We start from the raw sequence: 19,249 nt of genomic DNA, 5'->3' as shown, positions 1-19,249 counted from the left end.
CCACACCCTCAGTTGAGGACCTCGTCGTTGATCGTGGACTGTGCGGTCTCGAGCGCCTCGCGGGGGGACTTCTCCTCGAGCATCGCACCCTCCAACTGCGGGTGCAGACGGTTGATGACCGCCTCGCTCTGTGCCCCGTAGGCGACCGGGTGTGACCACTCGCCGGCCTCCAGGTGGGTGCGGTACCGGGGGTTGTTCTGGTAGAACTCGAGTTCGGCGTGGGCCGGACGGGCAGAGAGGGCGACCCCCTTCTCCGCCCAGCGAGCCATCCCCTCGGAGTCCGTGAGCGCGGAGACGAGCGTCTGGGCGGCCCCCGGTGCGCTCGTGTTCGCAGAGACGCTGTAGGAGACGGTGTAGGCGGCCGTGCCCTTCTCGCCACCCTCCGGGATCGGCAGGTGGAACACGTCTGTCGCCTCGTTCACCTCGGAGTGGTTCCCTCGGAGGTACGGAATGGCCCACGGACCGATGACCGCCGAGGCCACCTCGCCGTTGCCGAGCGCCTGGCCGTGCCAATCCGCGCCGAGTTCGCTCGGCACCGACAGCAGGCCGTCCTTCTTCAGATCGACCATGTACTGGAGCGCCTCGACACCGGCGTCGCTCGCGAACACCGCCTCCGAGCCGTCGTCGGACATGATCTGTCCGCCGTTCTGGTAGATCAGCGCTTTCCACCACCGCGCGTTGGCGTACTCGATCATCCCGGACTTCACGTCCGTCTCGTCGACGACCGTCTGGAGCGAGGTGCGGAGTTCACTCCACGTCGCGGGTTCGGGGTTCGCCCCGGCCTCCTCGAACAGTGCGGTGTTCGAGTACAGGCCGAGCGTCGAGAAGTCCTTCGGCACGCCGTACAGCGTCCCGTCGAACCGGAACGCGTCGAGTAGCGGCTGGAAGAAGGCGTCGGTGTCGATCTGTCCCGACTCGACCATGGAGTCGAGACTCAACAGCGCGCCCTGACTGGCGAAGGAGCCGAAGTACTTCGCGTCGACGTAGAACACGTCCGGCGCGTTGCCGGCACCGAGTTGCGTCTTCAGCTTCTGTTTGTACTTCGACTCGACGGGGCTGTAGTCTACGTCGACGTTGTCGTGGCTCTCCTCGAAGGTTCCGACGAGGTCGGAGAGGAGCTGTTTCTCCTCCTGGTTCGAGGTCCACCCCGAGAGCTGAATCTGTCGCTGGGGGACCTGCGTCGTGGTCGCGTCTGTCGAGCCACCGCCGCCGTCTGTCGCTGTCGGGTCGCTCCCGCCGCCACCGCCGCCGAGACAGCCGGCGAGCGCGGCGGTCAGTGCGCTCGCGCCGACGCCCTCGACGAGCCGCCGTCGTGTGATCTGTCCGGTCTGCGTGGCATCTCCTGTCATATACATCAAAGACCGTGTGAATGGCTCCACATAAGCGTTTGGGTTCTCCCACTACTAGAGTAGTGTGCACCCGCCGGTTTTAAGTGGGGTCCGCCGTTCGGGGTGAGTATGAAGTCGGATAACGCCGTCGTCAACGGGACGACGTTTCTGGTGACGGACGACAGCGGTCGTCCGACGCGTGCCCACGACGGGGTGTATCACCGGGACGTTCGCCACCTCGACCGGTACGAACTGACGACCGACCGACCGCTGGAGACGCTCGAACTGACGGACATCCTGCCCGGCGAACGGGTCGTCGAGACGGCCGATCCACTCGACACCGGTGCCCGGTCGCTCCGTGTCCGCCGTCGGCAGTTCGTCACCGACTGCCTGATCGAGTCTCTCACGATCGAGAACCTCACCGGCCAGTCGACGACGGAGACGCTCGAACTCGCGGTCGGGACCCGGTTCGACGACCTCTTCGAGGTACGAGGCCACCACCCCAGACGGGACCGTTCCATCACGGTGAACGCGAGCGAGGACGGGGTCGTCTTCGGCTACGACCCGGCCGACCACGACTTCGAACGGACGACGACGGTCACCGTGGATCGTCCGGCGACCGTGACGACGACAGGGAGTGAGGGTCGGGCCGACGGGACGATTCGGGTACCGGTCGAACTCGAACCACACGGACAGACCGAACTGTCGGTGGTCGTCTCGCCGGAGGGGGTCTCGAAGCCGACCGCCGTAGCCGACCGTGCACGGACCACGATTCGGGAGCGATACCACGACTGGGCCGACCGACCGCTCCCGGTGGCGGACGGACGCTGGGACACCGTCCTGACGGAAGCACGGGAGAACCTCCTCGAACTGACACTGGAGACGGAGTACGGCCCGGTCTTCGCGGCCGGAGTCCCGTGGTTCGCCACGGTGTTCGGCCGGGACTCCATTCTGGCGGCCGCACAGACCCTCGAGTTCGCACCGGCGGTGGCGAAGGCGACCTGTCGGTATCTCGCGGCGCACCAGGCCGACGCATTCGACGACTTCCGGGCGGCCGAACCGGGGAAGATCCTCCACGAGATCAGACACGGCGAGGCGGCCGCTCGCGGGGAGGTGCCACACAGTCCGTACTACGGGACCGTCGACGCCACGGCGCTGTTCGTCGGCCTCGTCCACCGAACGTGGCAGGAGACGGGTGACGACGCCTTCGCCAGGGATCTCCTGCCGGCGGTCGAGCGGGCGATCACGTGGCTCCGTGAGTACGGCGACCACGACGGCGATGGCTTCGTCGACTACCCCGCCGACCCGACGACGACCGATGGACTGATCCACCAGGCCTGGAAGGACAGTGCCGACGGCATCGTCCACCCGGACGGTCGTCACCCGGAGGGACCGCTGGCTGTCGTCGAGGTGCAGGGCTACTACTACGACGCACTCCGCAGAGGGGCCGATCTCCTCTCTGTCTTCGGCGACGACGCGACGGCAGCGACGTACGATCGGGCGGCCGCGTCGCTCCGTGAGCGGTTCGAGGACGCGTTCTGGCTCCCCGAGGAGTCCTTCTACGCCGTGGCACTCGACGGACACGGTGATCCGGTGCGGTCGATCACCTCGAACCCCGGCCACTGTCTCTGGAGCGGTATCGTCGCCGACTCGCGGGCGGACGCCGTCGTGGATCGGTTGCTCGCAGACGACCTGTTCTCGGGGTGGGGAATCCGAACGTTCTCGTCGACACACGACGCGTACAACCCCCAGAGCTACCACCTCGGCTCGGTCTGGCCGCACGACACCTCGCTTTCGGTGCTCGGGATGGCCCGATACGGCCGGGACGACGCGGTCCGGCAGGTGACAGAGGGGCTCAGAGACGCGGCGCTCGCACGCGGGAACGACCGCCTGCCGGAACTGTTCGCCGGGTACGCCCGTGACGACTCGGCGGTGCCCGTCACCTACGGCGAGGCCTGTGAACCGCAGGCATGGGCGGCGGGGACGCCGTTCGCGTGTCTCAGAGCACTCTCCGGAGAGCTCTCGAACGCCCCGACTCCCGAATCGCCGGGCGTCGACCCCGTCTCTCAGGACTGACTGCTCTCCGACTCGCAGTCAGGAGCGATCGCTCCCCGAATCCCGAGCGGAACCGTCCGCTACCAGCATCCGGGGTCTGTCTTCTCTCGGCTCACCCGGCGGGTGGAACTCCCCGTCGACCGGCTGTCGTGACTCGCGCGGGTCACTCGCCGATCACGCGCCGGACGGTCCCGATCACGAGTCGATCCAGCGAGTGGGTCGTGACGGCGAACCCCACGAAGAAGACGATCATCGTGAGAAAGTCGACGAATGCGAACGCGGTGGCGTCGAGCGTCCCGACGATTTGGATCATCGTGATCCCCGTCTGGACGGCGGGCTCGAAGGTCCACACCGCGATCACCCCACCGATCGTCAGGCCGGCGAGGTACGCGAACAGTCGGGTCTCGCCGGGCGTCCCGGCTTCACGGTCGGCCCGTGCGACCGCCGACTGAGTGCCCACACCCACGGCCGCGAGTTGGCGCTGGAGTTGATCGAGCAGTGTCACGGCGAGGACGAACCAGAGGAGTGCCGCCAGGCCGAAGCCGACGGTGGACGCCGAGAAGTCCGGAACTGCCGTGGTGAGCACGTCGACGACGGTCGAGGTCGCGCGTTCGACGAAGACGTAGAAGACGGCGAAGCTGAGGACGGCGTCGATCGGCCCGTACGCCGGGAGGTGCGGTCGGCGGTCGCGTCGTGGCCGGCGGTCGTGCTGTGACTGGCGGTCGTGCTGTTGCTGGCTCTTCCGCCTGCGGTCGGTGCGCGTCGAGGAGTCGGTGTGAGTGCTCATACGATCTCTACGCTGGCGGTGAGCATCAACCGAGACCGCGATTGCCACCGGGTGAGAACCGGCTTCTCGGCCGAGAAGCGGTGCACTCCATCATGCCGACAGGTTCCGGGGCTACCGCTCGGCCAGCAACTCGGCTACTCGCTCACTCCCGGCGTCCACGTACCCACCGTGGAAACAGAACGTCTCGTCGAAGTCGAGATCCGCCAGTCGTCCGACACTCCCCCACGCGGTGTCGAGGTCGGGCGTCGCGTCCTCGCGCGGCCCGACCAACTCGCCGTCGACGACGTTCAGCGCGTCGGCACTGACGAGCAGTTCTGCGTCCGGGAAGTGATACGAGGTGTGTCCCGGCGCGTGACCGGGGGTCTCGACGACCCGCATCGGTCCAGCCGAGGTTGCGAACGTCTCCCCGCCGACGACCTGCAGGTCGACGATCACGGGAGCCAGCTTCATCGGTCGGTCGTCGGTGGACTTCACCAACGCTCTGTCGCCTTCCAGATACGGCGCTTCGTCCTCGTGGGTGACGACGACGACGCCGACTGCCTCGATCACCTCGGCCAGACAGCCAGCGTGATCGAGGTCCTGGTGCGTGACGACGACGGCCCACACGTCGTCTAGCGAGAGGCCCTCCTCGTCGAGTGCGGCACGGAGGTCCGGTACGCACTCGGGGAGGCCCACGTCGAGGAGGAGCAGGCCCCGAGGTGTCTCGACGGCGACCGGGTGAATCTCCAGTGTTCGGCCGTCGAAGTCCGACTCCACCGTGAGTCCGTACACGCCACTGGCGAGTTCCATACCGGTCCTATGGACGCACACGGTATGAATCACGGTCCCCGGCGCGAGTCACCGCCAGTCGTCTCTCGGTGTGTGCTCCCGAGTCGTCTCTCGGTGCGTGCCACCGCGATCCACGCGACGGATTCACTCGCCGTCGATCGATCCCAACCCTCTTGACTGACTAGTTAGTAAGTTCGAGTAACTACGGATGGACTCGGACACGAAACGCGAGATCATCGACGCCACGGGTCGGGCGCTGTGTGCGCACGGCTACGCCGACCTGACGATGCAACGAATCGCCGAGCGCTCGTCGCTGACCACGGCGGCGATCCACTACCACTTCGACACCAAAGACGATCTGCTGGACGCCTTTCTCGACGACCTGCTGGACCGGTTCGAGGCGCGACTGGCCTGTGAGGCGGTCGACCCACGGGAGCGTCTCGCCACGTTCCTCGACGCGGTGTTCACCCCCTCGTCGGCCGCCGAGAACGGTGCAGACGCCGACGCCTCCGGAGACGACGGGGCCGACGAGTTCCCGGTCGCGCTGATGGAACTGAAGGGGCAGGCACCGTACCACGACCGGTTCCGCGAGCGGTTCCGGGCGCTGGACGAGGTGATGCGAGCGGTCGTCCGCGAGGCGGTCGACGACGGTGTCGAGGCGGGCCACTTCGCCGACGCCGACCCGGAGGCGGTCGCCCGGTTGGTCGTCACCGTCATCAACGGCGCGCACGTCCGGACCGTCGCACTCGGCGAGGACCCGTCTGCGACCCGAGCGGTCGTCGAGAGCGTGCTCGACCGGCGACTCGGGTGGACGCCGTCGGCGGGTGAGCGGTCGGCCGTCGCCGACGGGTCGGGGTCGGACCCCGACGACGAGGACGAGACACGGGACGCGGAGGTGTCCCCGTGAGCCTGTTCAAGGGGCAAGAAGAACTCGACCTCACCGAGGGTGGCATCCTGAAGCCACTGCTGTACCTCTCCTTGCCGATCGTCGTGACGAACCTGATGCAGACCGCGTACAACCTCGCGGACACCTTCTGGCTCGGCCAGTACTCGAAGGAGGCGCTGGCCGGCATCTCCTTCGCGTTCCCGATGGTGTTCCTGCTCATCTCGCTCGGGATGGGGCTGTCGGTCGCGGGGAGTGTCCTCGTCGCACAGTACACCGGTGCAGAGGAGACGGGCGAGGCGGAGTACGCCGCCTCCCAGACCGTGCTGTACGCGACGGTCGGGTCGCTCCTGCTCGGCACCCTCGGCTACCCCTTCGTCCGGCCGTTTCTCGCCTTTCTCGGCGCGTCACCCGAGGTCCTGCCGGGGGCGACAGCGTACATGCAGGTCATCGCGCTCGGCCTCCCGTTCATGTTCGGCTTCTTCGTGTTCATCTCGCTGATGCGCGGGGCGGGCGACACCATCACGCCGATGCTCGTGATGTTCGGGACCGTCGTCGTGAACGTCGTGCTCGACCCGTTCCTCATCAACGGGTGGGCGATCGGGCCCGTCGCCTTCCCGGAGATGGGCATCGAGGGTGCGGCGGTCGCCACCGTCTTCTCCCGGAGTCTGGCGATGGCCGTCGGCCTCTACATCATGCTGTCCGGCAGTCGCGGCATCCAGATCCACCTCTCGCAGATGACGCCCGACCTCCAGTTCCTCCGGAAACTGCTGAAGATCGGGGTCCCGGCGTCCATCGAGGGGACCGGCCGGGCGCTGTCGATCAACGCCCTGCTGATCGTCGTCGGCCTGTTCTCCACGTCGGTCGTCGCCGGCTTCGGCATCGGGACGCGCGTCTTCTCGGTGATCTTCCTCCCGGCGATCGCGGTCGCTCGCGGGGTCGAGACGATGAGCGGGCAGAACATCGGCGCGGGGAAGTACGACCGGGCGGAGCAGGCGAACTACCTCGCGGCGAAGGGCCTGTTCGCGGTGTTGGGGCTCGTCGGGGTCGGTATCTTCCTCGTTCCCGAACCGATCGTCTCGGTGTTCACCACCGACGCCGGCGTCCTCGCGGTGGGTGCGCAGTTCCTCCGGTACGTCGCGCTCTCCTTTGGCTTCATCGGGATCATGCGCGCCTTCACGGGCGGGTTCCGTGGGGCCGGCGAGACACTCGTCGCCGCCGCGATCTCCATCGTCACGCTCGCCGGGATCCGGCTTCCAGTCGCTTACGTCGCCTCGCAGGGCATCCTGCCGACCGACTGGTGGTTCTTCGGCAGTCCGGACCCACGGGGCATCTGGATCGCCTTCTTCGTCTCGAACGCCGTGGGTGCGACCATCGCGTGGCTCTGGTTCCGCCGGGGGACGTGGCGCGAGGGTGACGTGCGCGGGACCGGCACTCCGGACGTCGCCGACGACGAGACGGTCGACGCCTCGGCGGCCGACGACTGACCGCGACCGGACTCACGGTCCGACGACTCGATTTCGGCTTCGGTTTCAGTTTCACTCACACAGATGCAATGAGGAAGCCCGCGACTTCGGGAGTGGGTCGATTTCACCGTCCGGGAACTGGGTCGGCCAGCCGAGTGACACCGTCTCGACGGTGGGGCGTCAGTTTGTCCCGGGGTAGATACCGGTGACGCACATCTCGTAGTTCATCGCCAGCGAGGGTTGCACGTTGTTGAACGCCGCACCCATGCCGACCTGATCGGTCTCGCCCGCGACCACCATCGACCCGCTCATCTCGTTTTCGGGGGTGTAGATGGTCTTCGCTCCGCGACCGCCGCCGTGTGGGTCCGTCGTCAGGACGTTCCCGTCCGGGTCCGGTTCCGAACCGGACACGTCACTCACCGGAACGCTGAGATTCGTCGCCCCGTGACTGTGGACCGGCACGTTGTCGATGGCGAGTCGAGTCTCTGCGGACCCGACCGCGCTTCCGATGCCGTGCTGGCTGCTCCGGTGCATCGGGACGCGCCCGGAGAGGTTCGGAAGCCCGAAGGTCGACGTCCCGTCGCCGCCGTACTTCGTCCCGATGAGACTGTACAGTGCCGAGAGCTGTTGGATCGAGACCAGCGCGCCGTCACACTCGTAGAACCCCTGGATCGTCCGCGCTCCGCCGAACAGGATCACCTGGCCGACGTACTCGTCACCCGCGACGGTGGCACTCTGCGGTTCGACACCCGCCGCCGGGAGGTGGTGTCCCGCCGCGAGCGCCGCGCTCACGTCGGGCGTCTCGCCGTCCGGTGCCGGGCGGTCGAAGACGGCCTCGTATGTGTGTGTCTCGGGGGCCGCCGTCGCCGAGTGGGTCGGCGCGACGGTCACGTCGAACTCCTCTCCGTCCGGCGCGGCGAACCGGTAGTGGCCCTGCGGCAGAACCGACTCGTCGTCCGAGGAGAACCACAGCGAGAACGCCTCCCAGTCGTCGCCGACCCGCCGGCGGTCGACCTCGTCCAGTCGGAGACCGACCCCCGCGTCGCTCTCGACGTCGAAGGTCTCACCCTCGTACTCCGTCAGTGTGCTCAGTGACGGTGCGTCGACGATGTCGGTCATCGGACATCGACTCCAGCGTGTGCTGTCGCGTACATCGTCTTCGACTACACCGATGGCTGATATGTAGTCACCGCTGAGATATTGTCTCACCTGCGAAACTGTAGAATTAACTGAACATCGACGGTGGCACTTTCACCACCACGACGGACGCGGGAGGGACGGTCGCGTCGCGAAGGACCCCGTCGTTCGCTCCCGTTGCTGCGACCCGCCGGGTGAGAGGGCTCCAGTGTCACCGCGTGGGGAATATCCCGTCCATACAGATCTGGTAGCTCACCGAGAGGTACGGTTGCATGTTCGTGTGTTCGTCTCCGCGTCCGGTGTCGTCGGTGGTGCCCTCCACCTGCATCGCGCCGGCACTCTCGTTCCCATCGGCGTAGATCGTCTTCGCGCCACGTCCCCCGCCGTGCGGGTCCGTCGTCAGCAGGTTGCCGCTCGGGTCCTGTTCGGTTCCCTCGGCCTCACTCACCGGGAGATCGATGTCCGTCGCGTAATGGTGGTGCCTCGCCAACTGGTTCTTCGTCAGCGTGACAGTCTCCGTGCCGCCCGCGCTCCCCACCTGATGGTGGCGGTCGTTGTGGAGCGGCACCCGCCCCTTCAAGTCCGGAAGTCGGTAGGTCACTCTTCCGTTACCGCCGTAGGTCGTCCCGATGACGGAGTAGAGAACCGAGTGCTGGCTGATTTGGAGCGGGAGGCCCGAACACTCGTAGAACCCCGCGACCGCGAAGGGTCCACCGAACAGCACGACCTGTCCCGTGATGAACTCGGCCCGGCGAGGGACGTTCTGACTCTCACTCGTCGCGTTCGGCAGGTGCATCCCGGCGTCGAGTGCGGCTTTGGGCCCCGTGATCTCGGCGTCCGACGCTGGACGGCTGAAGATGGCCTCGTACGTGTGCGTGTCGGGACTCCCGTCGAACCGTCTCGTCGGTGCGATGGTCACGTCGAACGCCTCGCCCTGCGGGTCGGTCAGTCGGTACAGATCCTGTGACACCTCGTCGTCGGAACTGAACCACAGCGAGAACCGTTCCCAGTCGTCGTCCACCGCGCGGCGCTCCACCTCGTCCAGTCGGAGGCCGACCCCGTCCGCCCCGTCCACGTCGAACGTCACCCCCTCGTAGTCGGTCAGCGTGGCGAGCGAGGGTGCGGCGATACTGTCGGTCACTGGGAATTCACTCCAGAGGTCTCGTTCGAGTACATCAGATCTGACTACACAAATTGTTGATGTATAGGCACCGCTGAGACGGACTTCACCGACTGAGAACGTGTCTCACCGGCAAGACGAACCACCGGTGATCGGTGTCGTCTGCGTCGCTCCAGACGGCCGGGCCGGCGCGCAGGGCTGTGATCCAGTCTGTCGGCTGATCACCAGAAACCAACCAAATACTTATTTTCTGTCTGATCGAGTCGCTCGTGTATGACTCACCGTGGCTTGCAGGTCCGGATGGTCGTCGCCGGGACGATCCTGTTCGGCTTCTACGCACTGGTCGGCGTCTTCGCCGCCCCGATCGTCGGGATTCCGGTCGTGCTCGCCGGATCGGTGCTGTTCGTCGGCGTCCAGTACAAACTCGGGAAGTGGCTCGCCCTCCGGAGCGTGGACGCCGAGGACATCGACGCGAACGAGTACCCCGAACTCGTCGAACGGTTCGAGGCCCTGAGCGACGCGATGGAGATCGAGACCCCGGCGTTCAAGCGTGGGCGGATGGGGACGCCGAACGCCTTCGCAGTCGGTCGGAAGGGATCGGGTGTCGTCGTCGTCAGCGAGGTCATGCTGGCGCTGTACGAGGACGGTCACATGACCGCAGACGAGATCGAGGGCGTGCTGGCTCACGAACTCGCCCACGTGAAGAACCGCGACGTGGTGATGCTCTTGCTGGGCCAGTCGATCGCCTCCATCGTCGGCCTGAGCGTCTTCTTCCTGGTCGAACTCGTCACCGACGAGATTCCGATTCTCGGCTTCGTGATCAGCTACGTGCTGAGTATCGTCGCCCAACTGCTCGTGATGGTGTTCGTGCTGGCAATCTCGCGGTACCGCGAGTACGTCGCCGACGCCGACGCCGCCGAGTACACCGGGAACCCCGACGCGCTGGCGCGGGCACTCGCCACGATCAAGCAGGTCGGCGAGAGCGAACAGGCCGCAGACGTGGACGCCAGCACCGCCGCGATGTGTATCTTCGGCGGGAAGCGCGGCCTGCTGGACCGCGTGTTCGCGACGCACCCACCGATGGAAAAGCGGATTGAGCGCCTGCAGTCGCAGTAGCGAGACAGCCGTCGTTCACAGAGATGCAAGGATGAAGCCCACGACTTCAGTCGTGGGTAACTGACGTCTCGAGGTGTCCACTGACACTGCCCCCCGAGAGAAGCCGGCTTGCCACTGAAAGCACCTCGCCCATGGGGATGTGGCGCCTCCCTTCCGGAGGAATGCTCAAACGACTCCGCAAACTCGCGTACTACGACTCGAGTGTGATCACCGCAGTGCATCTCCTCAGAAAGCTGCTCCGTTTCCTCCGCGGTCGCACAGTCTGAGACCGGCGACCGGTCGGGGTGCTCGGTGCAGTGTCCGTCCGAGCGTGTCCGCACCCGACTCACGCTTCGTCGGTGCCCGGGAGCCACTCGTAGTCCACTTCGACGTGTCCCCCGAGCACCGCGTTCAGGACGACACCCAACAGGAGGACGAGTCCGCCGACGTACAGCCAGGTGAGCAGCAGGAGGACGGCACCGGCGAACCCGTACGGGTTCGGCGAGAGGCTCAGGTAGAGCCGGAAGAACACCGCCGAGACCGCCCAGCCCGTCGCCGCGAGGACTGCTCCGGGGAGAGCTTCCCACACGGAGGTCTCGACGCGCGGGAAGATGTAGTACATCGGGAGAAAGGCGACCAGCAGGACGACGAACAGCAGTCCGGTGGTGTACGGCACCCAGACTGCCCCCTCGGCACGGAAGGAGAGGAGCGCGCCCGCGACCCCGACCACCAGGACGCCGACGATCACCGCGACGAGGACGATCACCGTGTCGATCAGTGTCTCTGTCAGCGACGCCGCCTTGCGCTCGTCGTACACCTCGGCGAAGGAGCTGTCGACCGCGCGAAACATGCGGAAGGCGCTCCACAGCAGGATCCCGGCCGCGATCGCGGCGGCACGCCACCGACCCGGCGGATCGTCGCTGATACGATCGGCGACCGCCTGGAACCGACTCGCGCTCCCCCCGATGACGATCTCGACGGCCCGATCGAGGAGTCCGACGCCTCCGAAGTACGACAGGCCGACGAAGACGAGCAGTGCGAGCGGGATCGCGGTGTTGAACGTGTAGAACGCGACGCTGGCGGCCGTCATCTTGATGTTTCGCTCGTTGGCCACCGCGAGCACAGACTTGCTCAGGCGGATCGGGTTCGGTCGACGCATGTCGGATCAGACGTGGCAGCGAAGGGAGAGAACGCGTCTACCGTCGCGGGTCGGAGCCGCCAGCGGGACGCTCTACCGGTCGTCGGACCCGACCGACTCGCCGCCGTCGGTCGCGTCGCGATCGCCGTCCGGACCTCGACGACGCTTCCGCGCGAGGTAGCCCAGCAGCGCGAGTACCGCCGCGACGCCCAGCACTCGCACGGGCGACCGGCCCGAGTCGACCGACCTCTCCGCTCCGTCGGGGTCGTCGACGCTCGGATCCTCGGCGTCGTGGAAGGTGCGCTCGTGTTCTGCGACCGCCTCGCGCACCGTCTCTGTGATCGTGTCGTCGTCGACCGCGGTCGTTTCGACCGACTCCTCCGTGGGGTTCGACGACGATTCGCGGCTGTACAGGCTGTCGAACACTCTCGACGTCCGTGACATCGTCAGATGAAGGCTCCTCGGCGGCGAAGTCGTTGTGGTTGCCCTCGCAAGGTCCCACCCTACGGCCGGTTTCGGCAGGTGTCCCGCCGCTCTCACCGCGATCGCGGCCCGAACGGCCACTCCCGAACGGAGCGCCGAGCGCTGCTTGCCCGGATCCAGTCGGTGCGGTCGGCCATCTACTTCGAGACGCCGACCACGTCGTACTCGGCGTCACCCGGATTCGGGATGCCGAATCGGGCGTTCACCGCGTACAGCGAGTTGCCGAACTCCGCGACCGTCGTCGGCACGTCGAAGTCCGGATCGGTGATCGTGTCGACGATCTCACCCGACGACGCGTCGGGCGCGAGGTCGACGACCGCGATCTGGTTCAGTTGATTCCGGACGACGTACAGCGTCTTCCCGTCGAGCAGGATGCCGTCCCCGGCGGTGACGAGATCGCCGCCGAGGTCGATCTCGGTCGCTTCGCCGGTCGCCGGATCGACGCGGTAGAGCAGGCCGGTCGAGGAGTTGACGATGACGAGGAACTCGCCGTTCGGCGGGGCGTCGATCCCGTTGGAGTTGAACCCCTGGACGACCTGGAAGTCCTCGCCGATCTCGACTTCGGTGACACCGCTCTGGTCGGGCAGTCGGCCACCGGGACCGAGCGGAACCCGGTAGAAGAACGGTCGACCGTCCTCTGAGAGTCGGAACGAGTCGGTGAAGTACGCCGCCTCGCGCGTGACGACGACGTCGTTGACGAAGGTACCGGGGTCGGTGAGTTGGTACGTCGCGGCGGTCTCGCCGGTCCGGGCGTCGTAGACGAACGCCCGCCCCGTGCCGTCGCCGGCGACGAACAGGCGGTCACTGCGGCGGTCGTACGAGAGACCGACTGCGGTCGAGCCCTCGGTCGAGAGCACGTCGCCCTCGCCCGTGCGGTAGTCGCCGCGGAAGATGTCGCCATTCGCGAGCGATCCGACGAAGAACTCGGTGCCTCTCCCGGAGACGATCCCCTCCGGTTGGAACCCGGTCGGCAGGGGGATGAGGTCGGGGAACCGGGCACTCCCGCCTCGTGCCGAGACCGGTGTGCTGCCGAGGCCCACGAGTCCGGCGAGGGGGAGCGTCTTCAGGAGTGTACGTCGGTCGACGGCGATGCTGTCGTCTGTGTTGGAGTCTGGTGACATGGTCGGTAGGTCCGTCGCTGGGTCACGAGTGACTGGTCGGTCGTGCGCGTCGGCCCGACTCGAACGTGTGAATCAGTGACACGACGCGTAACAGTACTCTACTACCCGAGCAGGCATAATTACTGGTATCCGGGCAACCAGTTCATCGACCGAGACCGGCCGATCGAAGGTCGGAGTCGTCGACTCGATTCCGGTCGGTCGGTCCGAGCGTACCGGTCGCCAGAGATCGTGCGAACGCTTATCACAGAGAGGGATCGACTTCCCGCATGGTCTCACGGGTGCTCGTCGCGATGGACGGCTCGGAGGTCGCAGAAACCGCACTCGAATACGCGCTGGACGCCTTTCCGGCGGCGTCGATCACGGTCTTGACGGTCGTCGGTGAACCGTCGGCGATGTTCGGGGAGGCGACGGCCATCGCGCTCTCCGAGCATCCGGAGGAGTCGATGGCCGAGTACGCCGCGCCGGTCGTAGAGCGCGCACGGGAGATCGCGGCCGACCACGACGCAGAGATCGACCTGCAGATCGGTAGCGGACATCCGGCACGGGTGATCCTCGACGTCGCAGACGACTACGACACGGTCGTCGTCGGCAGTCACGGTGGCTCTCTGACGGACCGGCTGTTCGTCGGGAACGTCGCCGAGAAGGTCGTCCGCCGCTCGCCGGTCCCCGTGACGGTCGTTCGGTGAGCGGGGCTCGGTCGAGTGACGCGGTCGGTCCTCACCCGACGCACACGACTCACAGCACGAGCAGGAACAGCGGGTACGACCCGACCACCGCGAGCGTCGGCGTGAGCACCCACAGCAGCGCGATGCGCTTGACCGCACTCGGATCGAACAGACTCTGTCTGTCGACCTCGGCCGGCGCTTTCTCACCGATCTCCGGCACCGCTGGCGGTTCGTCGTCCGGCTTCTCCGGCGGGGCCTCGCCCCGGGCGATGTCGCCGACCGTGGGTCCCGTGGGCACGTCCTCGTCGCGGGAGGTGACGAGTGCGCCGGTGCCGACCTCGAGTTCCGGTTCGCCCTCGGGGGTCGGCGCGGCGAGTTCGGCGACCGTCGCCGCCCGACTGGCGCGCCCCCAGCCGAGGCCGATGATACAGCAGGTGGTACTCACCGCGAGACTCGCCGGGATGCCGAGTGCAGACAGCACCGTGATGATCGTCCCGCCGACGACGGAGACGATCAGCGCCGCGAGAATCGGCAGTTCGGTGATGTCGTCGCCCACCGTGTCGAGGGTCCGTCTGGCGATGGTGAACCCACCGAGGCCGAAGGCGAACACCGCGAGCAGGACCCCCTGATCGACGGTCAGCGGCCCCTGCGCACCGACGAGGGGGGCGACCGCGTTGGCGGCGTTCGACGCGCCCGCCGAGAAGGCCATGTAACAGGCGATGACGATCACCGCCAGCGACCCGACGAGGTCGCGGGGGGACGCGTCGTCGTTGAATCGTGGACGCGGGACGCTCCCCGAGTTGTCGAGGCGGAACAGGTGCGTCTCGAAGGTCGTGAACGCCAGCCGTCGGTCGAGATAGGGGTAGACGTACCGGCCGATGAGCGCCCCACAGGCGAACCCCACCAGCGGCGCGACGATCCACGCCGAGACGATGGTGAACATCAGCGCCTCGTTGAGCGATCCGGTCGCCAGCCCCAACCCGACGATGGACCCGACGGCAGTCATCGAGGTCGACGCCGGGACGCCGTAGATGTTCGAGACCAGCAGTGACGCCCCCGTGAAGAAGAGGACGCCGACGCTGGCGACCGGCGAGAACTGGGTCGCGGGGACGATGCTACTGCTCATCGTGGCGATGACGTTCCGGCCGACCGTCCACGCACCGAGGAGGGCGAAGCCGGTGAACAGCGCCGCAGCGGTCGCCTTCCGCACGAGACGACTCCCGACCGAGGGACCGAACGCGACGCCCGTCGAGGACCCACCGATGTTGAACCCGACGAACGCCGCGACGAGGATGCCGACGACGGCGAGCAGACTCACCATGTGACACGACAAGCGTGTCGGGTCGGCCCTAAAACGATGTCCATCCCTCGGAGTCGCCTGTACCTGTCGCCGGCCTCGGACGTTGCTGGGGACGCTCCGGACACGGTCCCCCTGGTCCCCGACCCCGGTCACCCGGTCGCCTCGACGCCGCGCGAACGAGCACGGTCGAGCATCGCCCTGGCCGGCCGGTCGGTGTCAGTCCTCGGACTCGGGGTCGACTTCGGTGACGATACCGAGTTCTTCACACAGATGCAAGGAGGAAGCCCACGGCTTTAGCCGTGAGAGGAATCTGACAAGCCTCGAATCAAACCACGAGCGATGGCAGTCCGACTCCCCTACGTCAGTCGTAGATTTATAAAGCAACGCTCCGCACGTAAAGTCACAGATGGAGGTCAAACGAACCATTCCGGTCAAACTCTCGGTTCCAAAAGACCGAGAGGACGACCTCCATCAGACCATCGAGCAGTTCAACCACGCCTGCAACTACACCGTCCAGCACGGCAGAAACAACGACGGCTACCTCATCCTCAACAGGTCGAGGATACACGACGAAGTGTACCACGACTTGCGAGACGAGACAGACTTACCCGCGAACCTCTGCGTTCGCGCCTACTCCAAAGCCGTCGAAGCGATGAAGTCCACCGTCGCAGACTGGAAGAAGGGTACCAGCCGACCACTCCCTCAATTCAACGAACTGTCCGCTGTCTACGACAAACGGACGTTGACCATCAAGGACAGGTTGGCCACTCTTTCGACCATCAACGGGCGGGTCGCCGTAGACTACGTTCTCGGTGACTACCAGAAGTCCTACCTCGATGATGACGACTACGAGAAACGGATGGGAACGCTCCACTACCGCGAGGACGAGGATGCGTTCTACCTCCACATCGTCATCAAGAAAGAAGTCGAAGAACGCGACGGTGACAAGATACTGGGCGTGGACTTGAACCTGAAAAACGTCGCCGTGACCAGTACGGGTTCGTTCTACGATGGTGGCGAACTGTTGTGGGGGCAGAACCACTACTTCCGGGTGCGTCGAAGCCTTCAGCACAAAGGCACTCGCTCCGCCAAGCAGGTACTCCGGCGACTGTCGGGGCGAGAAAACCGCTTCGTGCTGAATCGCCTGCACACTATCTCTCGACGCATCGTGGAGGAGGCAGACACCCACGACTGTTCGTACATCGCTGTCGAACGCTTGACCCACATCCGCGAGCGGATGAACAATCGGAACGACCAAGTGAAGCGTCAGATGCACAATTGGGCGTTCCGCGAACTCCAAGAGATGCTCGCGTACAAGGCCAGTGAGTACGGGATTCGCGTCGAGCAGATTCCGCCTGCGTTTACCAGTCAGACCTGCTCGAAGTGCGACCATCAGTCCAGCACGAACCGTAGCTCAGACGGCTGGTTCGAGTGCAACGACTGTGGGTACTCAGTTGATGGTGACTACAACGCGGCGAAGAATATTGGCCTGAAACTGCTAACTTTACCGGAGGGCAAACGCCCCTCTGGGTTGGGCGACGGTCATCTCGCCCTCAAGTCTGGGACGTTGAACGGGAACGGCGATTACACCGCCTACGACGCTTCGTCGTCAGACCGGGAGTCCACGGACAAGCCCGCGACTTCAGTCGTGGGTCGATGACCTCCTCGCCGCCCTCGTGGGAGTAGAGGTCGTGGACGAAGGCGACGTACGCGAGCATCATCAGGAAGCCCTCGGACCGGATGAGGACGCCGTCTTCGAGCACGAGGAGCATGATCACCATCGCCAGAACCATCGCGCCGCCGTAGACGAGGACGTTCCGTCGCTCGGCCTCGATCTGTGAGAGCAGTGCGACGACGCCGATGGCCAGGGTGATCTGTGCCGTCTCCGAGCCGACGATGTTCCCCACCAGCAGGTCGCCGGCGTCGTAGAGTGCCGCGTAGACCGACGTCGTCATCTCGGGGATTGACGTGCCGATCGACACGACGGTCACGCCGATGAAGAACGCCGAGATCCCGTAGTAGAGTGCCAACTCGGCGGCAGCGTCGACAGTTCTGTCGGCACCGACCAGGAGGAGTCCGAGCCCGATCAGGAAGCCGAGGCCCTCGAGCAGCATCCCGTCTCCGATGTATCGACAGCCGTCGGCTTGTATGATTCCCCGGTGCCGTCCGCTTGTGAGGAACGAGCGGCCCCGTCACCGCCGCCAGAACGACGGGGTGAGGATCACGAGTACCGACAGCACTTCGAGCCGACCGATCCACATCAGGAAGATCATGTACAGTTTCGCCGCGGGCGTGAAGCCGAGGAAGCTGTTCATCGGCCCGACGGGGCCGAAGCCGGGACCGACGTTCCCGAGCGTGGCGATGGCGACGCTCATCGCCTCCAGGCCGGTCAGTGACAGGTCCGGGGTGCGGAAGCTGTCGAGGTAGAGCAGGATCGTGGAGACGGCGAACAGCCCGAGAAACAGCAGGACGAACACGAACACGTCTCGAACCGCCGTCTCGTCGACGGCCGTCCCGTCGAATCGGATCGGGACAACCGCGTCGGGGTGGGCGGAGGTGTACAGCGACCGGTCGACGGCCTTCTTGACGACGACCCACCGAACGATCTTGATCGACCCCGCCGCAGAGCCAGCAGAACCGCCGAGGAAGAAGGCGAACAGCAGGATCGTCTGTGCGGCGGGGTGCCACTTGTTGAAGTCCATGCTCGCGTACCCGGTCGTCGTCACGATCGCGATGACCTGGAAGAGCCCCTGCCGCAGCGCCGGCTCCAGGTTGCCCGGAATCGTGCCGACGTTCGCGGGCGTCCCCGCGAGACCGATGCCCGCGAACAGCGTGGCGGTGACGAGCGCGCCGATCCCGGCGATCGTGAGCAGGTACGAGCGAAACTCCGTGTTCTCGACCAGCCGTCGCGGTTCGCCCTTCGACACGTACCAGAACAGCGCGAAGTTCGTCCCCGCGACGATCATGAACGCCATCATCGCCCACTGGAGCGCCGGCGAGAACGCCTCTGCACTGCGCGCCTCCGGCGAGAAGCCACCCGTCGGGAGCGTCGTCAGCGCGTGTGCGACCGCGTTGTACAGTCCCATGTTCGGCGCGACACCGAGCAGGTGGAGGCCGTAGTAGACCGCCGCCGCGAGTCCGGTGAACGCCGCGTAGATCAGCCAGAGCGCGCGTGCGGTCTCCTGAATCCGGGGTGTGAGTTTCTCCAGCGACGGACCGGGTGCCTCCTGGTTCATCACCTGTGCGCCCCCCACGGAGAGTTCCGGGAGGATGGCGACCATCAACACGAGGATCCCCATCCCGCCGAGCCACTGTGTCAACTGTCGCCACAGCAGCATCGCGTGGCCGTGTCGCTCGATCGAGATCTCGCCGAGCACGGTCGCGCCGGTCGTCGTGAACCCGCTCATGCTCTCGAACAGCGCGTTGACCGGCTGTGCGACGGTGCCGGTGCCGGCGACGAGATACGGGAGCGTCCCGGCGAGGGGGACGACGAGCCACGCCAGACTCACGAGGAGGAACGCCTCGCGGTTGCCGAGGTTGCCGCCGCTGTCGACGCGCTTCAACAGCGCCCCGCTCCCGATCATGACGAAACTCGTCACGACGAACGGGAGCGGGTCTTCGCCGTAGTAGAGGGCGAGAACGAAGGGAAACGCGGGTGTGACCCCGAGATACTCCAGCACGGCACCGACGTAAGCGAGACTCACCCGGTAGTCGACACGTATGTTCACCATCCGTACCAGCTCATAGGTACGATAACCGAACACCGACACATGGCCGTTTCGACACACGTTCCACGCCGACCGAAACGAGGAGCCAGCGTCGAGAGGCGGCCGCACCCGGCCGACCCGCGTCGGCGACCCGATACTTCGGCACGGCTGGCGAGAGGTCCAGGCGAGTTCCGCC

17 protein-coding genes are annotated in these 19,249 nt (G+C 66.1%); 6 read left to right on the top strand and 11 right to left on the bottom strand.

All coding sequences use genetic code 11. From position 1 onward, the window contains the following. Positions 1-8: 8 nt before the first annotated feature. Positions 9-1,349 (bottom strand): ABC transporter substrate-binding protein, encoded by a 1,341-nt coding sequence (locus LI337_RS17870; RefSeq protein ID WP_227231281.1) that lies wholly within the window; start codon positions 1,347-1,349, stop codon positions 9-11. Between the two features lie 108 nt (positions 1,350-1,457). Here LI337_RS17870 and LI337_RS17865 point away from each other — a divergent pair, with 108 nt between their 5' ends. Next, positions 1,458-3,404 carry an amylo-alpha-1,6-glucosidase gene (locus LI337_RS17865; protein ID WP_227231280.1) on the top strand — a complete coding sequence of 649 codons (1,947 nt, stop codon included), beginning with the start codon at positions 1,458-1,460 and terminating at the stop codon, positions 3,402-3,404. Positions 3,405-3,546: 142 nt separating this feature from the next. Here LI337_RS17865 and LI337_RS17860 read toward each other — a convergent pair whose 3' ends face one another. Together LI337_RS17860 and LI337_RS17855 are read right to left on the bottom strand one after the other, a co-directional pair. Next, on the bottom strand, positions 3,547-4,170 hold the full coding sequence (locus LI337_RS17860) for a hypothetical protein (protein WP_227231279.1): 624 nt from the start codon (positions 4,168-4,170) through the stop codon (positions 3,547-3,549). Positions 4,171-4,281: 111 nt separating this feature from the next. Next, on the bottom strand, positions 4,282-4,959 hold the full coding sequence (locus LI337_RS17855; RefSeq protein WP_227231278.1) for an MBL fold metallo-hydrolase: 678 nt from the start codon (positions 4,957-4,959) through the stop codon (positions 4,282-4,284). Positions 4,960-5,146: 187 nt separating this feature from the next. Here LI337_RS17855 and LI337_RS17850 point away from each other — a divergent pair, with 187 nt between their 5' ends. Both LI337_RS17850 and LI337_RS17845 read left to right on the top strand, forming a co-directional pair. After that, positions 5,147-5,845 carry a TetR/AcrR family transcriptional regulator gene (locus tag LI337_RS17850; protein ID WP_227231277.1) on the top strand — a complete coding sequence of 233 codons (699 nt, stop codon included), beginning with the start codon at positions 5,147-5,149 and terminating at the stop codon, positions 5,843-5,845. Continuing rightward, complete coding sequence (locus tag LI337_RS17845; protein WP_227231276.1) at positions 5,842-7,308, top strand: MATE family efflux transporter; 1,467 nt, start codon at positions 5,842-5,844, stop codon at positions 7,306-7,308. The genes LI337_RS17850 and LI337_RS17845 overlap by 4 nt, the downstream gene beginning before the upstream one ends. 159 nt (positions 7,309-7,467) lie before the next feature. On the opposite strand, the gene LI337_RS17840 is transcribed toward LI337_RS17845, so the two are convergent. Both LI337_RS17840 and LI337_RS20245 read right to left on the bottom strand, forming a co-directional pair. Then, positions 7,468-8,406 (bottom strand): phage tail protein, encoded by a 939-nt coding sequence (locus tag LI337_RS17840; protein ID WP_227231275.1) that lies wholly within the window; start codon positions 8,404-8,406, stop codon positions 7,468-7,470. A 229-nt stretch (positions 8,407-8,635) separates the two neighbouring features. Continuing rightward, positions 8,636-9,565 carry a phage tail protein gene (locus tag LI337_RS20245; RefSeq protein ID WP_227231274.1) on the bottom strand — a complete coding sequence of 310 codons (930 nt, stop codon included), beginning with the start codon at positions 9,563-9,565 and terminating at the stop codon, positions 8,636-8,638. A gap of 252 nt (positions 9,566-9,817) precedes the next feature. Here LI337_RS20245 and LI337_RS17830 point away from each other — a divergent pair, with 252 nt between their 5' ends. Further along, on the top strand, positions 9,818-10,660 hold the full coding sequence (locus LI337_RS17830) for a M48 family metallopeptidase (protein ID WP_227231273.1): 843 nt from the start codon (positions 9,818-9,820) through the stop codon (positions 10,658-10,660). A 325-nt stretch (positions 10,661-10,985) separates the two neighbouring features. Here the strand turns inward: LI337_RS17830 and LI337_RS17825 are convergent, their stop codons facing one another. The 3 genes from LI337_RS17825 to LI337_RS17815 all read right to left on the bottom strand — a co-directional run bounded on the left by LI337_RS17825 (position 10,986) and on the right by LI337_RS17815 (position 13,381). Next, the gene (locus LI337_RS17825) at positions 10,986-11,798 is read right to left on the bottom strand and encodes a YihY/virulence factor BrkB family protein (protein ID WP_227231272.1); all 813 of its coding nucleotides are present in this window, start codon (positions 11,796-11,798) and stop codon (positions 10,986-10,988) included. A gap of 72 nt (positions 11,799-11,870) precedes the next feature. Continuing rightward, a complete protein-coding gene (locus LI337_RS17820) occupies positions 11,871-12,341 on the bottom strand; it encodes a hypothetical protein (protein WP_227231271.1) in 471 nt (156 codons plus the stop codon). Positions 12,342-12,397: 56 nt separating this feature from the next. Beyond that, positions 12,398-13,381 (bottom strand): SMP-30/gluconolactonase/LRE family protein, encoded by a 984-nt coding sequence (locus LI337_RS17815; protein WP_227231270.1) that lies wholly within the window; start codon positions 13,379-13,381, stop codon positions 12,398-12,400. Between the two features lie 266 nt (positions 13,382-13,647). On the opposite strand from LI337_RS17815, the gene LI337_RS17810 reads away from it, so the two are divergent. Next, complete coding sequence (locus LI337_RS17810; protein WP_227231269.1) at positions 13,648-14,067, top strand: universal stress protein; 420 nt, start codon at positions 13,648-13,650, stop codon at positions 14,065-14,067. Positions 14,068-14,116: 49 nt separating this feature from the next. Here the strand turns inward: LI337_RS17810 and LI337_RS17805 are convergent, their stop codons facing one another. Continuing rightward, positions 14,117-15,367 carry an inorganic phosphate transporter gene (locus LI337_RS17805; protein WP_227231268.1) on the bottom strand — a complete coding sequence of 417 codons (1,251 nt, stop codon included), beginning with the start codon at positions 15,365-15,367 and terminating at the stop codon, positions 14,117-14,119. A 385-nt stretch (positions 15,368-15,752) separates the two neighbouring features. Between LI337_RS17805 and LI337_RS17800 the strand changes: the two genes are divergently transcribed. Next, positions 15,753-17,006: an RNA-guided endonuclease InsQ/TnpB family protein gene (locus tag LI337_RS17800; RefSeq protein WP_227231267.1), complete on the top strand. Its 1,254-nt coding sequence runs from the start codon at positions 15,753-15,755 to the stop codon at positions 17,004-17,006. Here the strand turns inward: LI337_RS17800 and LI337_RS17795 are convergent. Both LI337_RS17795 and LI337_RS17790 read right to left on the bottom strand, forming a co-directional pair. Continuing rightward, entirely contained in the window at positions 16,900-17,460 is a 561-nt protein-coding gene (locus LI337_RS17795) for a sodium:calcium antiporter (protein WP_227231266.1), read from the bottom strand. The two genes, LI337_RS17800 and LI337_RS17795, sit on opposite strands and share 107 nt — an antisense overlap. Positions 17,461-17,538: 78 nt before the next feature. Further along, positions 17,539-19,077 carry a TrkH family potassium uptake protein gene (locus tag LI337_RS17790; RefSeq protein WP_227231265.1) on the bottom strand — a complete coding sequence of 513 codons (1,539 nt, stop codon included), beginning with the start codon at positions 19,075-19,077 and terminating at the stop codon, positions 17,539-17,541. Positions 19,078-19,249: the final 172 nt, after the last annotated feature.

The organism is Salinirubrum litoreum, from assembly GCF_020567425.1.
GTDB lineage: Archaea > Halobacteriota > Halobacteria > Halobacteriales > Haloferacaceae > Salinirubrum > Salinirubrum litoreum.
The sequence above is the reverse complement of the archived record's forward strand: the minus strand, read 5'-3'. Positions and strand labels throughout refer to the sequence as shown.